The organism is Micromonospora vulcania, from assembly GCF_042658605.1.
Classification (GTDB): Bacteria; Actinomycetota; Actinomycetes; order Mycobacteriales; family Micromonosporaceae; genus Micromonospora; species Micromonospora vulcania.
This window is the reverse complement of the sequence record NZ_JBHSQS010000006.1, coordinates 104335-124407: the sequence shown is the minus strand read 5'-3', so window position 1 is coordinate 124407 and position 20073 is coordinate 104335. Positions and strand designations below refer to the sequence as shown.

Annotated in this window: 16 protein-coding genes; 13 read left to right on the top strand and 3 right to left on the bottom strand. The window is 70.6% G+C overall.

Annotation, left to right across the window (positions count from 1 at the left end; translation table 11 throughout):
• Window positions 1–42: 42 nt before the first annotated feature.
• From ACFQGL_RS11785 to ACFQGL_RS11755, 7 genes are read left to right on the top strand one after another with little or no spacing between them, the layout of a single operon-like run.
• Window positions 43–396: an L-rhamnose mutarotase gene (locus tag ACFQGL_RS11785; RefSeq protein WP_377509890.1), complete on the top strand. Its 354-nt coding sequence runs from the start codon at window positions 43–45 to the stop codon at window positions 394–396.
• Window positions 393–1574: an L-rhamnose isomerase gene (rhaI, locus tag ACFQGL_RS11780; RefSeq protein WP_377509888.1), complete on the top strand. Its 1182-nt coding sequence runs from the start codon at window positions 393–395 to the stop codon at window positions 1572–1574. Before ACFQGL_RS11785 ends, rhaI begins: the two co-directional genes overlap by 4 nt.
• Before the next feature lie 38 nt (window positions 1575–1612).
• A complete protein-coding gene (locus tag ACFQGL_RS11775) occupies window positions 1613–3646 on the top strand; it encodes a bifunctional aldolase/short-chain dehydrogenase (RefSeq protein ID WP_377510648.1) in 2034 nt (677 codons plus the stop codon).
• Between the two features lie 30 nt (window positions 3647–3676).
• Window positions 3677–5116 (top strand): rhamnulokinase, encoded by a 1440-nt coding sequence (locus ACFQGL_RS11770; protein WP_377509885.1) that lies wholly within the window; start codon window positions 3677–3679, stop codon window positions 5114–5116.
• 2 nt (window positions 5117–5118) lie between these two features.
• Entirely contained in the window at window positions 5119–5901 is a 783-nt protein-coding gene (locus ACFQGL_RS11765; protein ID WP_377509882.1) for a (Fe-S)-binding protein, read from the top strand.
• Window positions 5898–7352 (top strand): LutB/LldF family L-lactate oxidation iron-sulfur protein, encoded by a 1455-nt coding sequence (locus ACFQGL_RS11760; RefSeq protein ID WP_377509879.1) that lies wholly within the window; start codon window positions 5898–5900, stop codon window positions 7350–7352. Before ACFQGL_RS11765 ends, ACFQGL_RS11760 begins: the two co-directional genes overlap by 4 nt.
• Window positions 7349–7951, top strand: coding sequence for a LutC/YkgG family protein (locus tag ACFQGL_RS11755; protein WP_377509877.1), 603 nt, complete (start codon window positions 7349–7351; stop codon window positions 7949–7951). The genes ACFQGL_RS11760 and ACFQGL_RS11755 overlap by 4 nt, the downstream gene beginning before the upstream one ends.
• Before the next feature lie 53 nt (window positions 7952–8004).
• On the opposite strand, the gene ACFQGL_RS11750 is transcribed toward ACFQGL_RS11755, so the two are convergent.
• Together ACFQGL_RS11750 and ACFQGL_RS11745 are read right to left on the bottom strand one after the other, a co-directional pair.
• Window positions 8005–10521, bottom strand: coding sequence for a pectate lyase family protein (locus ACFQGL_RS11750; RefSeq protein ID WP_377509875.1), 2517 nt, complete (start codon window positions 10519–10521; stop codon window positions 8005–8007).
• A gap of 22 nt (window positions 10522–10543) precedes the next feature.
• Window positions 10544–12160, bottom strand: coding sequence for a pectate lyase family protein (locus ACFQGL_RS11745; RefSeq protein WP_377509872.1), 1617 nt, complete (start codon window positions 12158–12160; stop codon window positions 10544–10546).
• A gap of 1038 nt (window positions 12161–13198) precedes the next feature.
• On the opposite strand from ACFQGL_RS11745, the gene ACFQGL_RS11740 reads away from it, so the two are divergent.
• Together ACFQGL_RS11740 and ACFQGL_RS11735 are read left to right on the top strand one after the other, a co-directional pair.
• Window positions 13199–14221, top strand: a complete 1023-nt coding sequence (locus tag ACFQGL_RS11740) for a pectate lyase family protein (RefSeq protein ID WP_377509869.1) — start codon at window positions 13199–13201, stop codon at window positions 14219–14221.
• A 132-nt stretch (window positions 14222–14353) separates the two neighbouring features.
• Entirely contained in the window at window positions 14354–15115 is a 762-nt protein-coding gene (locus tag ACFQGL_RS11735; RefSeq protein ID WP_377509866.1) for an ABC transporter permease, read from the top strand.
• A 460-nt stretch (window positions 15116–15575) separates the two neighbouring features.
• Here the strand turns inward: ACFQGL_RS11735 and ACFQGL_RS11730 are convergent, their stop codons facing one another.
• Window positions 15576–16175, bottom strand: coding sequence for a DUF4291 domain-containing protein (locus tag ACFQGL_RS11730; RefSeq protein ID WP_377509863.1), 600 nt, complete (start codon window positions 16173–16175; stop codon window positions 15576–15578).
• Window positions 16176–16687: 512 nt separating this feature from the next.
• Between ACFQGL_RS11730 and ACFQGL_RS11725 the strand changes: the two genes are divergently transcribed.
• The 4 genes from ACFQGL_RS11725 to ACFQGL_RS11710 all read left to right on the top strand — a co-directional run bounded on the left by ACFQGL_RS11725 (window position 16688) and on the right by ACFQGL_RS11710 (window position 20036).
• A complete protein-coding gene (locus ACFQGL_RS11725; protein ID WP_377509860.1) occupies window positions 16688–17095 on the top strand; it encodes a VOC family protein in 408 nt (135 codons plus the stop codon).
• Window positions 17096–17189: 94 nt separating this feature from the next.
• Window positions 17190–17723, top strand: a complete 534-nt coding sequence (locus ACFQGL_RS11720) for a DUF302 domain-containing protein (RefSeq protein WP_377509857.1) — start codon at window positions 17190–17192, stop codon at window positions 17721–17723.
• A 51-nt stretch (window positions 17724–17774) separates the two neighbouring features.
• Entirely contained in the window at window positions 17775–18974 is a 1200-nt protein-coding gene (locus tag ACFQGL_RS11715; RefSeq protein WP_377509854.1) for a low temperature requirement protein A, read from the top strand.
• 159 nt (window positions 18975–19133) lie between these two features.
• Window positions 19134–20036, top strand: coding sequence for an acetyltransferase (locus ACFQGL_RS11710; protein ID WP_377509851.1), 903 nt, complete (start codon window positions 19134–19136; stop codon window positions 20034–20036).
• The last annotated feature ends 37 nt before the right edge of the window (window positions 20037–20073 follow it).

The following is a 20073-nucleotide window of genomic DNA, read 5'->3' as shown; positions in this document are numbered from 1 at the left end:
GCACGCCGCGCCGCACCGATCGGGGGAGCCGACGGGAGATCCATGCCCCGCGTCTGCTTCACCCTCCAGGTCGATCCCGAGCGCCTGGACGAGTACCGGGCCCGCCACGCCAAGGTCTGGCCGGAGATGCTCGCCGCCCTGGCCGAGAGCGGCTGGCACGACTACTCGCTCTTCCTGCGCGAGGACGGCCTGCTCGTGGGATATCTGGTCACCGACGACTTCGCGGCGGCACAGGCCGCCATGCAGACCCGTGACGTCAACGCCCGCTGGCAGGCGGAGATGGCGTCCTACTTCGTCGACCTCGACCAGGGCGCCGCCGACCGTGCCATGCGGCCGCTGGACGAGGTCTTCAACCTTGAGGCGCAACTCGCCGCAGAGACGGGAGAACCATCATGACGCAGCCCGACGCGCAGACCCTCGAACGGGTCAAGCAGGCCCTGCGCGCCCAGCGCATCGAGACCCCGTCCTGGGCGTACGCCAACTCCGGCACCCGGTTCAAGGTCTTCGCCCAGGAGGGCGTGCCGCGCAACCCGTACGAGAAGATCGCCGACGCGGCGGTGGTGCACCGGTACACCGGGATCGCGCCGACGGTGGCCCTGCACATCCCGTGGGACCGCGTCGACGACTACGCCGACCTGGCCGCGTACGCGGTGGACCACGGTGTCGGCCTGGGCGCCATCAACGCCAACGTCTTCCAGGACAACGACTACAAGCTGGGTAGCGTCACCAACCCGGATCCGGGGGTACGCCGCAAGGCGATCGACCACCTGCTCGAGTGCGTGGACATCATGGACCGCACCGGCTCACGTGACCTCAAGCTGTGGTTCTCCGACGGCACCAACTACCCCGGCCAGGACGACATCCGCGCCCGGCAGGACCGGCTCGCCACGGCGCTGCGCGAGACGTACGACCGGCTCGGCGACGACCAGCGGCTGCTGCTGGAGTACAAGCTGTTCGAGCCGGCGTTCTACACCACCGACGTGCCGGACTGGGGCACCGCGTACGCGCACTGCCTGGAGCTGGGCCCGAAGGCGCAGGTGGTGATCGACACCGGGCACCACGCGCCGGGCACCAACATCGAGTTCATCGTGGCGTTCCTGCTGCGTGCCGGGAAGCTCGGGGCGTTCGACTTCAACTCCCGCTTCTACGCCGACGACGACCTGATGGTCGGCTCCGCGGACCCGTTCCAGCTCTTCCGGATCATGTACGAGATCGTTCGTGGCGACGCCCTCGCGCCGGAGGCCGGCATCGCCTTCATGCTCGACCAGTGCCACAACATCGAGGCGAAGATCCCGGCCATCATCCGCTCGGTGCTCAACGTGCAGGAGGCGACGGCCAAGGCGCTGCTCGTCGACGCCGACGCGCTCGCCGCCGCACAGCGGGCCGGTGACGTGCTCGCCGCCAACGCGGTGCTGATGGACGCGTACAACACCGACGTCCGGCCGCTGCTCGCCGAGCTGCGCGCGGACCTGGGCCTGGATCCGGACCCGATGGCCGCGTACGCCCGCTCCGGCTACTTCGACACGATCCGCGCCGAACGCGCCGGCGGCCAGCAGGCCGGCTGGGGCGCCTGACCACCACTGAAGAAACGCAGACTGGGGACGTGAGGACGATGCAATCCGAGGTTCAGGCGCTGATCGCGCGGAGCAACCGGCTCGGTGCCGACCCGACCACGACGAACTACGCCGGGGGCAACACCTCCGCCAAGGGCGAGGGCACCGACCCGGTCACCGGCGGTCCGGTCGAGCTGCTGTGGGTCAAGGGCTCCGGCGGTGACCTCGGCACCCTCACCCCGTCCGGTCTGGCCGCGCTGAGGCTGGACCGGCTCCGTGCCCTCGTCGAGGTCTACCCGGGTATCGAGCGCGAGGACGAGATGGTCGGCGCGTTCGACTACTGCCTGCACGGCCGGGGCGGGGCGGCGCCGTCCATCGACACCGCGATGCACGGCCTGGTCGACGCGGCGCACGTCGACCACCTGCACCCCGATGCCGGCATCGCGATCGCGGCGGCCTCGGACGGGCCCGAGCTGACCAAGGAGATCTTCGGCGACCGGGTGCTGTGGGTCCCGTGGCGGCGGCCCGGCTTCCAGCTCGGTCTCGACATCGCCGCGGTGGCTCGGGCCAATCCACAGGCCATCGGTGTGATCCTCGGCGGGCACGGCATCACCGCGTGGGGCGCGACCAGCGACGAGTGTGAACGCAACTCGCTGGAGATCATCCGTGGCGCCCAGGCGTACCTCGACGAGCGCGGTCGGGCCGAACCGCTCGGCCCGGTGATCGGCGGCTACGAGCCGCTGCCCGTGGACGAGCGTCGGCTCCGGGCGGCGGCGCTGTTCCCGGTGCTGCGTGGTCTCGCGTCCACCGACCGGCCGCAGGTCGGCCACTTCACCGACAGCGACGTGGTGCTCGACTTCGTCGCGCGGGAGCGGCACCCCGCGCTCGCGGCCCTCGGCACCTCCTGCCCGGACCACTTCCTGCGCACCAAGGTCCGCCCGATGGTGCTCGACCTGCCGCCGACCGCGCCGATCGAGGACGTGCTCGCCCGCCTCACCGAGCTGCACGCCGCGTACCGTGACGACTACCGCGCCTACTACGAGCGGCACGCCGGCCCGGACAGCCCGCCGATGCGCGGTGCCGATCCGGCCGTCGTCCTGGTGCCGGGTGTGGGCATGTTCAGCTTCGGGGCCAACAAGCAGACCGCCCGGGTCGCCGGTGAGTTCTACGTCAACGCCATCAACGTCATGCGTGGCGCCGAGTCGGTGTCGACGTACGCGCCGATCGACGAGGCCGAGAAGTTCCGGATCGAGTACTGGGCCCTGGAGGAGGCGAAGCTCCAGCGGATGCCGAAGCCCAAGGCCCTCGCCACGCGGATCGCGTTCGTCACCGGTGGTGGCTCCGGCATCGGTCGGGCCATCGCGCACCGGCTCGCCGCCGAGGGCGCGTGTGTCGTGGTCGCCGACCGCGACGCGCAGGCCGCCGCCGCCGTCGCCACGGAGATCGGCAGCACCGACGTGGCGGTCGCCGTCGCCGCCGACGTCAGTGACGGCGAGGCCGTGGCCAGCGCGCTGCGCGACGCGGTGCTCGCCTTCGGCGGGGTGGACCTGGTCGTCAACAACGCCGGGCTGTCGCTGTCCAAGTCGCTGCTGGAGACCACCGAGGCGGACTGGGACGTTCAGCACGACGTGATGGCCAAGGGTTCCTTCCTGGTCTCCCGGGAGGCCGCCCGGGTGCTGCTGGCGCAGGGGATGGGCGGTGATCTCGTCTACATCTCCAGCAAGAACTCCCTGTTCGCCGGCCCCAACAACGTGGCCTACGGTGCGGCCAAGGCCGACCAGGCGCACCAGGTCCGGCTCCTCGCCGCCGAACTCGGCGGGCACGGCATCCGGGTCAACGGCGTCAACCCGGACGGGGTGGTCCGCGGCTCCGGCATCTTCGCCGGCGGGTGGGGCGCCAAGCGGGCCGCCGTGTACGGCGTGCCGGAGGAGAAGCTCGGTGAGTTCTACGCCCAGCGCACGCTGCTCAAGCGCGAGGTGCTGCCCGAGCACGTCGCCAACGCGGTCTTCGTGCTCACCGGCGGCGAACTCTCGCACACGACCGGGTTGCACATCCCGGTGGACGCGGGAGTTGCCGCGGCCTTCCTCCGCTGAGTACGGTCCACCGGACATGAGGACGATGTGGTGAGCGCGGCCGTGCATCTCGCCGCCGTGGATCTGGGCGCGTCCAGTGGCCGGGTCATGACGGCCCGCGTCGAGCCCGGCCGGCTGGAGCTGGACGAGGCGCACCGGTTCCGCAACGAACCGGTGCGCGTGGCCGGCACCCTGCACTGGGACGTCCTGGCGCTCTATCGGGGCGTCCTCGACGGCCTGCGCGCCGCCGGCCCGGTGGCCAGCATCGGCATCGACACCTGGGCCGTCGACTATGGGCTGCTGGACGCGTCGGGCGCGCTGCTCGGCAACCCCGTGCACTACCGCGACGGGCGCACCGACGGTGTCGGCGACCGGGTGGCCAAGCAGCTCGGCGCGGAGCGGCTCTACACCACGACGGGCTTGCAGCACCTGCCGTTCAACACCCTCTACCAGCTCGTCGCCGCGACCGGTACGCCGCAACTGGACGTCGCCCACCGGCTGCTGCTGATCCCGGACCTCATCGCGTACTGGCTCACCGGGGAGGTCGGCGCCGAGGTCACCAACGCCTCCACCACCCAGCTGTACGACCTGCGCCGCCGCGCCTGGGCCACGGACCTGATGCGCGACGCGGGAATCCGCAGCGAGTTGTTCCCGCCGCTGCGCGAGGCGGGCACCCTGATCGGCCCGGTCCGGCCCGAGCTGGGGCTGCCCGGCGAGCCGGCCGTGGTGGCCGTGGGGTCACACGACACCGCCTCGGCCGTGGTGGGGGTGCCGGCGACGGGTGCGCACTTCGCGTACATCTCCTGCGGCACCTGGTCGCTGGTCGGGGTCGAGCTGGACGCGCCGGTGCTCAGCGAGCAGAGTCGGCGGGCCAACTTCACCAACGAGTCCGGTGTCGACGGCACGATCCGCTACCTGCGCAATGTGATGGGTCTGTGGCTGTTACAGGAGTCGCTGCGTACCTGGGGCACCACCGACCTGCCCGCCCTGCTCGGGCAGGCGGCCCGGGAACCGGCCTTCCGCTCGGTCGTGGACCCGGACGACCCGGCGTTCCTGCCACCCGGGGACATGCCCGCACGGATCGCCGACGCGTGCGGTCGTACCGGCGAGCCGGTGCCGATGACGCCGGCCGCCACGGTCCGCTGCATCCTGGACAGCCTCGCGCTGGCGCACCGGCGTGCCGTGGCCCAGGCGCAACTGCTCTCCGGCCGGCACGTCGACGCCGTGCACGTGGTCGGCGGCGGCGCGCGCAACGAGCTGCTGTGCCAGCTCACCGCGGACGCCTGCGGCCTACCGGTGCTCGCCGGGCCGGTCGAGGCCACGGCGTTGGGTAACGTCCTGGTGCAGGCGCGCGCCCTCGGCGTTCTCGGTGGCGACCTGGCCGCGCTGCGGGCCGAGTTGCGCCAGTCCCAGCAGATCGTGCGTTACGAGCCACGCGGTGCCGAGACCGCGTGGCGGGCGGCTGCCCGCCGCCTCGGTTGGGAGGACTGAGTATGCGAATAGCCCTGTTCGTCACGTGTCTGGCCGACACCATGTTCCCGGATGCGGCCAGAGCGACGGTGCGGCTGCTGGAACGCCTCGGGCACGAGGTCGTCTTCCCGCAGGACCAGACCTGCTGCGGGCAGATGCACATCAACACCGGCTATCCGGACGACGCGCTGCGGCTCGTACGCCGGCACGTACGAACGTTCGCGCCGTACGACGTGGTGGTCGCCCCGTCCGGCTCGTGCGTCGGTTCGGTGCGGCACCAGCACGCGATGGTGGCCCGCCGGGCCGGCGACGAGCGGTTGGCCAGCCAGGCCGAGGAGGTCGCCGGCCGCACGTACGAGTTGTCCGAGCTGCTCGTCGACGTGCTCGGGGTGACCGACGTGGGGGCGTACTACCCGCACCGGGTGACGTACCACCCGACCTGCCACTCGCTGCGGATGATCCGGGTGGGGGACAAGCCGCTGCGGCTGCTGCGCGAGGTCCGTGGGCTCGACCTGGTGGAGCTGCCGCAGGCCGAGCAGTGCTGCGGCTTCGGTGGCACCTTCGCCGTGAAGAACGCGGACACCTCCACGGCCATGCTGGCCGACAAGATGCGCAACGTGTTGGCCACCGGGGCCGACGTCTGTGCCGCCGGGGACGCCTCCTGCCTGATGCACATCGGCGGTGGCCTGTCCCGCCTCCGGACCGGCGTACGGACCGTGCACCTCGCGGAGATCCTGGCCAGCACCGAGACCACCGGCACCCCGGCTGAGCAGGTGCGGGCGGACGTCGGCAGGGTGACGGCATGACCCGTACCTTCCTCGGCATGCCGGCCACCGCGCCGCGCGGCGTCGGGCACCTGCGCGGCGACGAGTCCTTCCCGGTCGCGGCCCGGCGCAGCCTCGCGGACGCCCAACTGCGACGCAACCTCGGCCACGCCACGGCCACCATCCGGGCCAAGTCGGCGGCGGTGATCGACGAGGTCCCCGACTGGCAGGAGCTGCGCGAGGCCGGCCGGGCCGTCAAGACCGACGCGATGGCCCGCCTGCCGGAGCTGCTGGAGCAGCTGGAGGCGGCGGTCACCGCGGCCGGTGGCACCGTGCACTGGGCCGCCGACGCCGTCGAGGCCAACCGGATCGTCACCGACCTGGTCAAGGCCACCGGCAGCGACCGGGTCATGAAGGTCAAGTCGATGGCCACCCAGGAGATCGGCCTCAACGAGGCACTGGAGGCGGCCGGTATCGAGCCGGTGGAGACCGACCTCGCCGAGCTGATCGTCCAGCTCGGGCAGGACCGGCCCAGCCACATCCTGGTCCCCGCGATCCACCGCAACCGCGCGGAGATCCGCGAGATCTTCCTGCGTGAGATGCCCGGCGTCGACCCGGCGTTGACCGACGAACCCGCGATCCTGGCGGCGGCGGCCCGGCGGCACCTGCGTCGCACGTTCCTGAACACCCGGGTCGCCGTCTCCGGGGCGAACTTCGCCGTTGCCGAGACCGGCACCCTCGCGGTGGTCGAGTCCGAGGGCAACGGCCGGATGTGCCTCACCCTGCCGGAGACCCTGATCACCGTGATGGGCATCGAGAAGGTCGTGCCCACCTGGGCGGACCTCGAGGTGTTCCTGCAACTGCTGCCCCGGGCCTCCACCGGGGAACGGATGAATCCGTACACCTCGATGTGGACCGGGGTCACGCCCGGCGACGGGCCGCAGGACTTCCACCTCGTGCTGCTGGACAACGGCCGCAGCGCGGTGCTCGCCGACGAGGTCGGTCGTCAGGCGCTGCACTGCATCCGCTGCTCGGCGTGCCTCAACGTCTGCCCCGTCTACGAACGCGCGGGCGGGCACGCGTACGGCTCGGTCTACCCCGGGCCCATCGGGGCCGTGCTCTCGCCGCAGCTCACCGGCGTGGAGGACAACGCCTCCCTGCCGTACGCCTCGACGCTCTGCGGCGCGTGCTTCGACGCCTGCCCCGTAAAGATCGACATCCCGTCGATCCTGGTGCATCTCCGTGCCCAGCACGTCACGGAGTACCGGAGCGAGCACCGCCTGCCCAGCGCCGAGGCGGTCACGATGGCGGCTGCCGCGTACACGATGGACCACCCGAAGCTGTACGAGGCCGCGCAGCGCGCCGCGCGGCTCTCCCGGTTCGCCGGCCGGCGTGGTGGCGGCCTGCCGCCGCCGCTGTCCGGCTGGACCATCGGGCGCGACCTGCCACAGCCGCCGCCGCAGACCTTCCGCGAATGGTGGGCGAGCCGATGACCTCCCGTGAGCTGATCCTCGGCCGGATCCGCGCCGCTCTCGGTCCCACGCCGAGCGCCCCTGGCGACGTGCCGAGGGACTACCGGCCGGCCGGCGGCGCCGTGGACCTCGACGTCCTGGTGCACCGGCTTACCGACTACCGGGCCACGGTGCACCGGTGCGCCGACGGCGAGGTGGCGCAGGTCGTCGACGCGATCCTCGGTGGGCGACGCGTCGTGGTCCCACCCGGGCTGCCCCGGCACTGGCTGCCCGACGGCGTCGACGTGGTGACCGACGACAACCTGACGCGGGAGCAGATCGCCGCGACCGGCGGGGTGGTCACCGCGGCGGCGGTGGCTGTCGCCGAGACCGGGACCGTCGTCCTGGACGCGAGCCCGGACCAGGGCCGGCGGATCATCACCCTACTGCCCGACGTACACGTCTGCGTGCTGCGGACCGACCAGGTCGTCGCGGGTGTCCCGGACGCGCTCGCGCGCCTGGACCCGTCCCGCCCGCTCACCTGGATCAGCGGGCCGTCGGCCACCAGCGACATCGAACTCAACCGGGTCGAGGGCGTGCACGGCCCCCGGAACCTGCACGTGGTGCTCGTCCCCGCCTGACCGTCGAACCGGGCGGGGCGGTGGTCCGGCGACCACCGCCCCGCCCGGCTCGGTCAGACGGTGATGCGTCCGGCGCCGGCACCGGCGGTGACGGTCGCCTTCACGCCGCTCGCGGCGTCGAGTTGGTAGGAGTACGGGATGGCCGCGACGTCGCCCGCGCTCTCCGGCGCACCGGAGTTGACGAAGAGGTTGTTGCGCTGGACGAGGTCGCCCGGGCCGGATTCGGCGTAGCCGACGGCGGTGGGTCGGGTCACGTTCTCGAAGGAGTTCCCCTCGACGAGCACCCCGGCGCCCATGGTGGACGCGACGCCGTAATCCGCGCCGTAGTAGTAGTTGTTGAACACGTGCACCGGGTCACCGAACCGGACCCGGGGGTGCCGCTCCTTGCTGCCGTCGAACCAGTTGTGGTGGTACGTCACCCGCAGGTGCCCGATGTCGGCGGTGAAGCCGTCGTCGTGGCCGAGCAGCATGCTCTTGGTGTGGTTGGTGACCCGGTTCCAGGAGACGGTGACGAAGTCGGACTCGCGCTTGATGTCCAGCGCGCCGTCGTAGCCGCCGTCGAAGGTGTTGTGGTCGATCCAGACGTTACGGGAATTCTGCACGTTGACCGCGTCGTCGTCCCAACCCCGGAAGGTGAGGTTGCGGATGATGACGTTGGTGGCACTGCTGACGTTCAGGCCGTTGTCCAGCGTGGCGTTACCGACGCCGAGCACGGTCTTGTTGGAGCGGACGTCGTTCATCTTGTCCGGCATGGTGAGTGCGCCCTGCACCCGGATGATCAGCGGTGAGGACGACTCCAGGGCGTCGGCGAGCGCCGCGCCGTCGGAGACGGTGACCGTCTGGCCGCCCGCGCCGCCGGTGGTGCCGCCGTTCTGGGTGGCCCAGCCGATCAGGCCGGTCTGCGGCGGGTTCGGTGGCGGAGTGGTGGTCGGGGGAGGGGTCGTGGTGGGGGGAGGGTTGGTCGGCCCGCCGGGCAGGCCGACCTTGCCGACCCCGGCCTGCGCGGTCACCACGGCCTTGATCTCGCAGGCGGTGGTGATGGTGTACGAGTACGGCGGGTTCGTGACGCTGCCGCCGGTCTCACCCGCACCCGAGTTGATCAGGCAGTTGTTCCGGGCGACGAGCCGGCCGGGGCCGGAGGACGCCTCACCCAGGTGGTACGGGTCGTCGACGTTCTCGAAGTAGTTGCCCTCGACGATCACACCGGAGTCCTCGGTGGCGGCGACGCCGTAATTGCTGGTGTTCAGGTAGTAGTTGCTGTAGACGTGCACCTGGTCGCCGAAGCGCACCCGGGGGTTGCGCTGGCGGGTCTCGTCGAAGAAGTTGTGGTGGTAGGAGACCTTCAGTCGCCCGGTGTCCTGCGCGGCGTTGCCGTCGTCGTGACCGAGCAGCATGTTCTTGTCGGTGCCGTCGGCGTGGTTGTAGGAGACGGTCACGTACGACGAGCCGCGCTTGATGTCCAGGCCGCCGTCCGTGCCGGTGGTCCAGGTGTTGTGGTCGATCCAGACGTGGTGGGAGAACATCTGCACGTTCATCGCGTCGTCCGCCCAGTTGCGGAAGTTGAGGTTGCGCACGATGACGTTGTGCACGGCGTTCGCCGGTGGGCTGGTGACCGCGTTGTCGATCGGCAGGCCGATGTTGAGGCCGCCGCCGGTGAAGCCCGAGTTGGCGCCGAGGCCGACGATCGTCTTGTCCGAGGTGACCTCGTGCATCGGGCCGGGCAGGGCGATCAGCCCGCTGACCTGGATGATCTTCGGACCGGTCGAGGCGGCCTCGGCGATGAACTGCGCGGCGGTGGTCACCGTGACGGTCGGTCCGCCAGCCCCGCCGGTGGTGCCGTTCTGACCCCAGGCGTCGACCGAGGCCCAGCCGTCGGCCACGTTCGGGCCCGGGTTGCCGGGCGGGTCCGTCGGGTCGGTCGGGTCCGGGTCGGGGGTGGTGCTGGTGACCTGGACGTTGTCGAAGTTGGCGCTGGCGTTGAAGGTGGCCACGCCGATCCGGCCGCTGGCGAACTGGCTGTCCGTGGCCTCGGTCAGCAGCGTGCCGTTGACGTAGCCCTTGAGGGAACTGCCCGCGACGTCGATCCGCAGGGTGTACGCGGTGCCGACGGTCACCGTGGTGGTGGCGCTGTCCAGCGTGGTGCTGGAGCCGCCGGTCAGCCGCTTGAGTTCGACGGTGTTGTTGCTGCGTAGCGCCAGGTAGTAGTAGCTGGTGCTGCTCTGCGCCCGGGCCAGCAGCGCGACGAAGCGGTTGGAGCCGTTGAACGCGGTCGGCTTGACGGTGGCCTGGACCGAGTAGTCGGTCCAGCTCGCCGTACCGGCCAGCGAGCGGGCGTCGCTGCTGGTCCCGGACTGCCGGTAGACCCGGGAGCCGTCGGTGGCGACCGACCAGCTGCCGCCCGAGGCGGTCCAACCGGTGGCGTTGCCGTCCTCGAAGTCGTCGGTGAACAGGGTGTCGGCGTACGCGCCGGTGGCGCCCATCCCGAGGGCGAGCGCGAGCGCGGCGAGCGCGGCCCCGATCGCGATCAGGAGACCTCGGCGATGCCTTCGCCAGGTGTCGGTGGTGTGCACGGATCCTCCTTGGTGGTGGTGGCTAGTAGCCGAGCTTTCCGGTGCCGGCGCCGGCCGTGACGACGGACTTGATGGCGCTCGGATCGGTGACGGTGTACGGGTAGTAGCTGCTGGGCTCCTGCACCGAGCCACCCGCGTCACCCGGCTCGCTGGTGCCGGCGAGCACGTTGTTCCGGGCGATCAGTCGGCCCTTGGACCCGGCGTAGCTGATCGACCAGGGCACCTCGACGTCCTCGAAGTAGTTGCCCTCGACCACGCAACCGGAGTTGAGCTGACAGGCGACCCCGACGTCGGTGTTGTAGACGAAGTAGTTGTTGAAGACGTGCACCGGCTCGCCGAAGCGGACCCGCGGATTGCGCTGCGGCGTCCGGTCGAACCAGTTGTGGTGGTACGTCACCTTCAGATAGTTGGTGTCCTGAGCGGCGTTGCTGTCGTCGTGCCCGAGCAGCATGTTCTTGGTGTGGTGATGGGTGTGGTTCCAGGAGACCGTGACGTAGCTGGCGCCGCGCTTGATGTCGATCAGCCCGTCGTAGCCGTACGCCAGGTCGTTGTGGTCGATCCAGATGTGGTGCGAGAACATCTGCACGTTGATCGCGTCGTCCACGGTGTTGCGGAAGTTCAGGTTGCGGACGATCACGTTGTGCACCGCGTTGGCCGGTGGGCTGGTCGCGGTGCTCACCGGCAGGCCGATGTTGAGGCCACCGCCGGTGATGCCCGAGCTGGCGCCCACGCCGACGATCGTCTTGTCCGAGGTCACGTCGTGCATCGGGCCGGGAAGTGCGATCACTCCGCTGACCCGGATGTTCAGCGCCCCGGTGGTGCCGATCGCGGCGAGGAACTCGGCCGAGGTGTCGACGGTGACGGTCGGGCCGCCCGCGCCGCCGGTGGTGCCGTTCTGGCCGAGCGCGTTCACCGAGGCGAAGCCGATCGGCGGTGCCCCCGGGTCGAGCGGCGGCTCGGCGGGTGGCAGCGTCGGCTCGCCCGGCGGCTCCCCGGGCGCCCCGGTCTCGGTGTCCACCCGGACGTCGTCGAACGAGGCGCTGGCGTACGACGTGGCGAGGCCGACCCGACCGGCGGTGAACGCGGTGTCGGTCGCCTCGACCAGCAGCGCGCCGTTGACGTAGCCGCGCAGCGCCGAGCCGACGGCCTCCAGACGCAGGGTGGCCCAGCTGCCGGTGGTGACGCCGCTGGCGGCGGAGTCGAGCGTCAGCGGTTCGCCCCCGGCCCGCTTGAGCAGCTGTACGCCACCGCTCGCGGTGACCGCCAGCGCGTAGTAACTGCTGCTGTTCTGCGCTCGGGCGATCACCCCGACGTGCCGGTTGGTGCCGCCGAACCCGGTCGGCTTGACCCGCGCCTGAACGCCGTAGTCCGTCCAACCCGGCGCCGAGGTCAGCGCCCGGGCGTCGCTGCTGGTGCCGGACTGACGAAAGACCAGCGAACCGTCGGTCACCACCGACCAACTGCCTCCGGAACGCGACCAGCCGGTCGAGTTTCCGTCCGAGAAGTCGTCGCTGAGCAGTGTGTCGGCGAAGGCGGGCGGGGTGGCGATGAGCACCGCCGCGGCGGCGAATGCGCCGGCGGTCAGCGCCACGGCGATCCGTCGTGGCCCGGGCTGGCCCCGGGTGTGCGTTGAATCCATTCTGGACCTCCTTGAGGGGTGGTGGTTGACGCGAGCCGCTGGGGGCTGTTCCGCGCTCCCGCCCGGGGGTTGCCGGGCGTGGACGGGCGCGAAAGGGCAGGGAGCGGGGCGGGTGGGTGCGGGCCGGGGGCGTCCCCATTCGCGGCCCATGGGTGATGCTGGTCAGTCGCCGGGCGACGACACCGCGATCGTGTCGATCCTGTTCATTCGCTCGGCGTCTACCGGACTTGTTGCCATTCCCGGAACGCCGTAACGAATTCGAAATACGCCATACCTCGACGGTAGGTATATGCACTGGTGAGAGTCAATGCGTTACGTGTGCAGTTATGTTGCAGGCAATTTAGGCAATGCGTATTGCTCGGCCGTGGATGGCCGAGTCGGCGAGCATTCAGTCCGATTCCTACCCTGCGGTCGTGCTCGTTTTTTGCAGCCACTTCCTCTCTCGTTCGCGGTGGGCGTCGCCCGGTCGGCGGCTCCCGCAGGGCTTCGTGGTGGCAAGGTCACCGACGCTGCGGTCGACCGCGGTGGCTCCCGGCGTCACCGGGCCGAGCCGTCGGCCGACCGGCACGACGAGATCGCCGTCCCGGAGCGGGCCGGCCACCGGTCGGCCGGGTCTTGATGACATTGATAACCACCTCGCGGACCTGCAAAGGTTTGCAGCGAAGAAAGCACGGAAGCGGGATCAGCGTCAATGCCCGCTGAAGAATGTGCGGCTTTTATCCGGGTTGATGGCTAAGGGTGAGACGGCACCCGATCGCAGCGGTCCCGAGATCATCGACGTTGACCATGATCAATGCAACAACCGTTTGCAGCAAACGGTGCTGCGTTGATTGACATGGATGAATTCGGGTGCTTAGCATGATGTCGGAAAGCGCTTTCCGACATCGCACCCCACCACCACGGATCGCCGGCCGGTCCGGTGCTGGCCCGTGCCCTCGGTGCGCCTCCTCCGGTGCCACCGACCCGGTCCGGGCCCGTCGGCAGCGGCCCGGCGGACCCCGCCCGGTCCGCGATCCGCCCCGCGAAAGGCAGCAGCAGATGCACTACACCCGATCCCGCCGTACCCGGCCGCGCTGGTGGTCACTCGCCGCCGTCGGCCTCGTCACCGCCCTGCTCACCCCACCCGGCCCGGCCGAAGCGGCCCCGGACGCCGAACAGGTGGACAGGGCCCCCGCCGCCGTCGCCGGTCCCGCCGACGGCTTCGCCAGCGTCGCCGCGCTCGGTCAGAACGGTACGACCGGTGGGGCTGGCGGACCGGTGGTCACCGCGACCAAAGCGGCGGACTTTCTCGACTACATCGACACCATCGGCCCGATGGTCATTCAGGTCAGTGGCGTGATCCAGATCAGCAGCAAGCAGGGAGTACGGCCCAACAAGACCATCATCGGCGTCGGAAACGCCGAGATCACCGGTGGTGGGCTGGACTTCTACCGGTCGTACAACGTGATCGTCCGCAACATCAACTTCACCGAGGCCGAGGACGACGCGGTCAACATCGGGCAGAACTCCCACCACATCTGGATCGACCACAACCGCTTCGCCGGGGCGATCGACGGCTCGGTGGACATCGTGCGGGGCGCCGACTACGTGACGGTCTCCTGGAACCACTTCGACCACTCCGACAAGAGCATGCTGATCGGGCACTCCGACGGAGCCGCGTCCACCGACATCGGGCACCTGAAGGTGAGCATCCACCACAACTTCTTCGACCACAGCCGACAGCGCCATCCTCGGGTCCGGTTCGGCGAGCCGGTGCACGTCTACAACAACTACTTCCTCGGCAATGCCCTGTACGGCGTCGCGTCCACGGAGAACGCCGGGGTCCTGGTCGAGGGCAACTACTTCCGCGACGTCCCGTACCCGCTGCACTCCGCGAGCGGGTACGCCGACAGCGGACCGGGCCGCGCGGTGCAGCGGGGCAACGTCTTCGTCAACTCGGGCCAACCCGAGACCGCCGGCACGGTCGTCGAGCCGCGAACCTACTACCCGTACCAGTTGGACGCGGCGGCGGACGTCCCGTCGTTGGTCACCGCCGGTGCCGGCATCGGCCGGCTGACCTGACGCTGGCCGGGTCGCTGTCCGCCCCGTACCGTCCCGGCTGCCGACTCCGGCGCGAGCCGGGACGGTACGACGGCGAAGTGGCCGCCCGGAGCCGCCCGTGCCACGCCGACGGTCCGCCGGGACACTCTTGCCATGTCCTCGACGATGCTCGTGGTTGGCCCGAAGCTCGGTGTTGCGCTGATCGTCCTGACCCTCGTGGCGGCGGCCGTCGTGACCCTGGGGAAGTTGGGCCACGGTCGGCAGGTCATCGTCGCCGCGGTGCGCGCGGTGATCCAGTTGGGCGCCGTGTCGCTGCTGATCGCGGCCATCGTGGCGTCACTGTGGGCCACAGCCGCGTTCGTGGCACTGATGTGTGTGGTGGCGGCGGGCACCTCCGGCCGGCGCGTCACCGGCGGCACCCGCGGTTGGTGGGCCGGTGCGCCGATCGTCGTGGGCAGCCTGACCGTGGTGGCGGGGCTGCTGCTGGTGGGGCTGGTGCCGCTGCGCGGCATCGCGATCATCCCGGTCGCGGGGATCCTGATCGGCGGGGCGATGACCGCCACCTCACTGGCCGGCCGCCGCGCGCTCGACGAACTGACCACCCGGCGTGGTGAGGTGGAGGCCGGCCTGGCCCTGGGTCTACCGCCCCGGGACGCCGTGCTGCTGGTGTGCCGCTCTGCGGCCGGTAGCGCGTTGGTGCCGGCACTCGACCAGACCCGGACGGTGGGCCTGGTGACCCTCCCCGGCGCGTTCGTCGGGGTGCTGCTCGGCGGAGCGAGCCCGCTCGCCGCCGGGGTGACGCAGCTGGTCGTACTCGTCGGGCTCCTCGCCGTGGAGGCGGTCGCCGTCGTCCTCACCGTCGAGCTGGTCGCCCGCGGACGCCTCCAGGCCCGAGTCCCACGCCGGGCCGGCTGAGTAACCGCCACATCCCGTCGGCCGCGCCGAGATCTTGGACAGTTGCCGTTCTCGTTGAACGGTAACTGTCCAAGATTCACCGTGGTTGCCGTGGTCGGGGCGGCGTTGGGGTCCAGCCTGCGGCGGTGAGGGCTTTGCGGACCGTTTCGGCGACCTCGTCGGGCGGGCGCGGATCAGCCAGGCTGGGAAGCGCAGGACCCGGTCTCCGCTGGTCAGACGTCGTTCTGCCGGCGGCCCATTGCCGGACGTCCATGTGGTGCGCCCCGTCAATTTCCACGTGTACTCGCCACTGTTGCCAGTAGGCGTCCAGCCAATGGTTGCGGCCGGACGCGTCGAGGCGGTGTTCCTGTAGGTCGGGGACGGGCAGGTGGTGCTGGCGACAGAGTCGCAGGAAGTTCCCGTTACCCGACAACGGCAGCTGTCCACGTCTTACAGCACTGCGGGTGGTCGGCCGGGCACCCTAGGTGCTGGCGCCGACAACGGCCGCGAGGTCGTCGGGCAACGGGTACGGCCGTTCCGCCGGCAGGAACTCCGCTGCCGCGGCCTGATCACCGCTGCGCAGCAGGTCCCGGATGGCATGCGCGGTGGGGGTGACGTCCGTGATGTGGACGGTCCAGTCGTCGACGTACCTGTCGACGGCTTCGCCGCTCAGTCCCACCTGGAGCGAGCGGTGGGGCAACGGCCGCAGGTGCAGGGAACGCTCCGGGTCCCACTGCACGCGGACCGGGCTGATCTTCACCTGCTCGCTCCAGGCCTGGCGACTGGCGTGCCGGTCCGCGTCGTAGTGGCTCAGGCAGGATCGCCCGAGGGCCCACTCGAATCCGGCGCGGGTGATCTCGACGGCGAGCACGTGCTCCTGGCCCGGCTTGAAGCCCCACCCGCAGCGGTACATCATCCAGAGGAACGACGGCTTGATCCAGGTCATCCGCTCCCGCTTGAACGGTGCGACGAAGCGGCCACCGGCCAGCGCCGGCAGCGCGATGTGCGGCGGGTACGCCTGGTAGACGGTGATCGTCTCAGCGGTGTAGACACCACGGATCTGCCTGGGAAGAACGTGCACGACGCTGATCGTCGCCCCGCACCGCGTCCGGGCTCCAGCCATTTCCCGATCAGCGGCAGACCGGCCGTCGGCGCGCCAGTCTCTCGCGGGACGTTAAGGCGCGGCGGGCCAGGTCGAACCGACCCGGCCCGCCGCGCGGCGTGATGGGAGCGACGGGGCTACGGGCGAACGCAGCCCGGTTGCGGGGGACGCTCGGGCGCTGTCTGGGCCACTCCGACCGTCCAGCCGTCACGGCGGGGCTCGTACACGCCCGCCGGGATGCGCCGCTTGGACCTAACCACCGTCGTCCTTCCCATCCGCTCGGGGTGGTCCTTCACCCCGACGTCGCCCAGCACATCGCAGTCCGACGTCCGCGGGCAAGGATCTTCACGCGCTCTGCACGGCGGACCCGTCCTATTTCACGGCGCCGATACGGGGCCGGAGCCGTAGGCCGGCGACACGCGTCCACGGCGCTCGACTCGGGGCCCGCTGGTGGGTTGGTATGTAGTGCCGACAACACGAGGAGTGCCCGGATGAACTGGACGTTGGAAGTGGTGATCGTGCCCGTCTCGGACGTGGACCGAGCCAAGGAGTTCTACGCCGACCGGCTCGGCTTCGTCGTGGACCACGACACGGTGATCAGCGATGACGCGCGGCTGGTGCAGCTGACCCCGCCGGGCTCGGGTTGTTCCGTGGTCATCGGCAAGGGCGTGGTGCCCCAGATGCCGCCCGGATCACTCAAGGGACTCCAACTGGTGGTGCCCGATCTGCAGAAGGCCCGCGCCGAGCTGGTGGAGCGGGGCGTCGAGGTCAGCGAGATCCAGGTGCTGGGCACCAACCCCCGGCCGGTACCGGACCCACTGGACAACGTCGGGTTCGTCTTCTTCGCCGACCCGGACGGCAACTCCTGGGCGGTGCAGCAGATCTCCACCCGGCCCTGAGCCCTATCCGTCAATACCGCCAGAAACGCGAAAGAAGGGGATAAAGTCCCGAGACAGGGATGAGGCGGACCGTCGGCGAGGAGGCTCGGGGGCGATGGCAGCGGGTCAGATCGCCGAGCACCGGTACGAGGCCCGGCGGCTCGAAGTCCAGGTCGACCGCCCCTTCGCGGAGTTCCGCCGGCAGTACGAGGAGGCCGTACCGGCGTATGACCGCGATGCCTTCGCGGCGCTGGTGGCCCGCCAGGCACCCTGGTCGGACGTGCTCGACCTGATGCGGCAGCGAGCGCCGCACAGCTTCCTGATCTACTGGAACAGCGGTGACGTCCAGCCGATGATGCGGCTCGCCGGAGACGCGGGGCACTGCGTGGAATACCTGATGGGCAACCACACCATCGCCGAGCGCATGTTCCGACACGACCCGACGATCATGTTGTACGCGCCGCTGCGTACGGCCATCACCAGCGACGACGACGGTACCGGCACCCGCTTCCACATCGAGCAGCCGAGCCACGCCTTCGCCTCCTTCGGCCGCGACGACGTCACCCGGGTGGGTGTCGAGTTGGACCAGGAGGTCGCGGCGCTCCTTGACCACCTCGGCGTGCCCGTGCCGGCGGCCCTGGCCGGCTGAGCTGATCTCCGCCTGGCGACCGAACCGCCGACACCCCCGGGTGGCGCGGACATGTTGACGCGCCCCTGGATGCGCGGGCTCGGAGACAGCACGAGCACGCGCGGGGCGACCGTCCTGGAGCTGCTGTTCGACATCGTCTACGTCTTCGCGCTCGCACGCCTCGCCGGGCGGGTCGCGGACGACCTCACCATCGTCCGGCACACGCTGCTGTCGGAGGCCGGGCAGACGCTGCTGTTCTTCGCGGCGATGTGGATGATCTGGTCGCTCAACGCGCTGATGTCCAGCGCCTACGACCCCCGCCGCACCGATCTCCAGGTCGTCCTGCTGGCGACGATGTTCGGCACGCTGGTGCTGGCGGTGACCCTGCCGGAGGCGTTCGGCCAGCGGGGTGCGATCTTCGCCTGCACGTACGTCGTCATTCAGGTGGGCCGTCCGCTCTATCTGACGATCGCCCTACAGGGCCATCCGATGCGGCCGAACCTGGCCCGGGTGCTGTGCTGGCACACGGTCTCCGGCGTGCTCTGGATCAGCGGCGGCATCAGCGGTGGACTCGGCCGCGGCGTCTTCTGGACGCTCGCCCTCGCCATCGAGATCCTCGGCGCCGCCATCGACTGGCCCGTGCCCCGGCTCGGCGGTAACCAGCGCAGCGGCTGGGTGAAGGTCTCGCAGGGGCACCTCGCCGAGCGGTACAACCAGTTCTTCATGATCGCGCTCGCCGAGGTGGTGCTCGAAGCCGGCGCCGCGATCAGCTACCCGGGGTTCTCGACCGGGCGGACCATCACCCTCGTCTCCGCGTTCCTGGCCGCCGTCGCGTTCTGGCGGATCTACTTCTACCACGTCGGGCCCGGCCGGGCCGCGACCGTCAGCGCGGCCGGGGAGGCGCTGAAACTGTCCCAGTGGTCGAGCTACAGCCTGTTGCTCATCGTCGGGGGCATCATCTGCACCGCCGTCGGTTTCGGCCAGATCATCGAGGACCCGGACCCACCGATCGACTGGGCGCTGGTGGTCATCATCTTCGGCGGTCCAGTGCTGTTCCTGATCGGGCGGACCTTCCTGGAGCAACGCGTCGAGTCCGGGCGGCACTGCCGGGTGCTGATGCTCGGCGTGCCGGTGCTGGCCGTGGCGGCGGCACCCATGGTGCTCTTTCCGCCGGTCGCCTCGGCGGTCAGCGCGGCGGTGATCCTGGCCGTCATCGCCGGGTACGACGGGCTGGTCCACCGGCGTGGGTCGCAGACCAATCCGACGCTGTAGCCGGCACTCTTGCGGGCCGGCGAACGCCTCGCGTAGTTTTGCGGGCACGCCGTCGAGCTGGAAGGAGGTCAGAACAATGTCCGATGTTCTGCGCCCCCTCCGCGCACCGGCGTCCACGCGGATCTGACCCGGGGCGCTCGCTTTCCGGAGGATCACGCCATGACTGATCTGGTCATCCGCCCGCTCGTCGCGGGCGAGGAAAATCTGTTCGACTCCATGCCCGACCCGTTGCCCCAACTGCGCAAGGTCGCGTACGCCGACGGGATCGCCGGCGGTGGCTACCGGCCCGAGCACACCTGGGTCGCCCTGCGGGCCGGTCGAGTGGTCGGCCGGGCGGCCTGGCTCCTCCCGCCGGGCGCCGTCGGCGCGCCGTGGCTGGAACAGTTCGACCTGGACGCCGAGCCCGAGGTGGGTGCCGCGCTGCTGCACGTCGCACACGAGGCTCTCGGCGGCCCGACGTCGTACTTCGCCGCACTGCCGGCACACTGGCGGCGTCGGCCCGAGGTGCTGGCGGTGGTGCGGGCGCCGATGGCGGCAGCTCGGCTCGCCGGGCTGGTGGAGGGCAAGGAGCGGCTCAGATGCTCCTGGACGGGTACGCCGCTGCCGACGACCGCCGGGCGCTACACGTTCCGCACGCCCATCGACGCGGCGGAGATCAACGCCCTGGTCGCCCGGATCGCCGATCCGGAGGTGCTGACCGGTGTGGAGATCGCGCGGGCGGTCGGCGGGGTCGACCTGGCCACCGACCCGCTGGGCTGGCTGGCGGGTCCGGTCGAGAACTGGCGGATCGCGCTGGACGCCGGGGAGCCCGTCGGTCTGGCCGGAACGGCCGGGGACGCCTGCTATCCGCTCCTGGCGTACCTCGGTCTGCTCGACGAGGCCGTGCGAAGCGAGCTGCTGGTCGAGGCGGTTCGGGTGCTGGCCGCCGGCGGCGCCCGCGAGGTGATCGCCGACGTGGACGCCCACCGGGTGGCGGTGCTGGCCGAGCTGGAGCGGACCGGGTTCCGGCAGTTGCGCGCCCGGGTCATCTTCACCCCGCCGGTGCCCGCCGCGACCAGCTGATCGAGCTGGCGAGCGGATTCGCACCACAACGGGGATG

Bases quoted from the DNA above. Each gene is read 5' to 3' on its own strand.
- ACFQGL_RS11760 (WP_377509879.1), top strand. From the start codon at position 5,898: ATGACCCGTACCTTCCTCGGCATGCCGGCCACCGCGCCGCGCGGCGTC.
- ACFQGL_RS11710 (WP_377509851.1), top strand. From the start codon at position 19,134: ATGACTGATCTGGTCATCCGCCCGCTCGTCGCGGGCGAGGAAAATCTG.
- ACFQGL_RS11765 (WP_377509882.1), top strand. From the start codon at position 5,119: ATGCGAATAGCCCTGTTCGTCACGTGTCTGGCCGACACCATGTTCCCG.
- ACFQGL_RS11775 (WP_377510648.1), top strand. From the start codon at position 1,613: ATGCAATCCGAGGTTCAGGCGCTGATCGCGCGGAGCAACCGGCTCGGT.
- ACFQGL_RS11740 (WP_377509869.1), top strand. From the start codon at position 13,199: ATGCACTACACCCGATCCCGCCGTACCCGGCCGCGCTGGTGGTCACTC.
- ACFQGL_RS11745 (WP_377509872.1), bottom strand. From the start codon at position 12,160: ATGGATTCAACGCACACCCGGGGCCAGCCCGGGCCACGACGGATCGCC.
- ACFQGL_RS11755 (WP_377509877.1), top strand. From the start codon at position 7,349: ATGACCTCCCGTGAGCTGATCCTCGGCCGGATCCGCGCCGCTCTCGGT.
- ACFQGL_RS11725 (WP_377509860.1), top strand. From the start codon at position 16,688: ATGAACTGGACGTTGGAAGTGGTGATCGTGCCCGTCTCGGACGTGGAC.
- ACFQGL_RS11785 (WP_377509890.1), top strand. From the start codon at position 43: ATGCCCCGCGTCTGCTTCACCCTCCAGGTCGATCCCGAGCGCCTGGAC.
- ACFQGL_RS11735 (WP_377509866.1), top strand. From the start codon at position 14,354: ATGTCCTCGACGATGCTCGTGGTTGGCCCGAAGCTCGGTGTTGCGCTG.
- rhaI (WP_377509888.1), top strand. From the start codon at position 393: ATGACGCAGCCCGACGCGCAGACCCTCGAACGGGTCAAGCAGGCCCTG.
- ACFQGL_RS11715 (WP_377509854.1), top strand. From the start codon at position 17,775: ATGTTGACGCGCCCCTGGATGCGCGGGCTCGGAGACAGCACGAGCACG.
- ACFQGL_RS11720 (WP_377509857.1), top strand. From the start codon at position 17,190: ATGGCAGCGGGTCAGATCGCCGAGCACCGGTACGAGGCCCGGCGGCTC.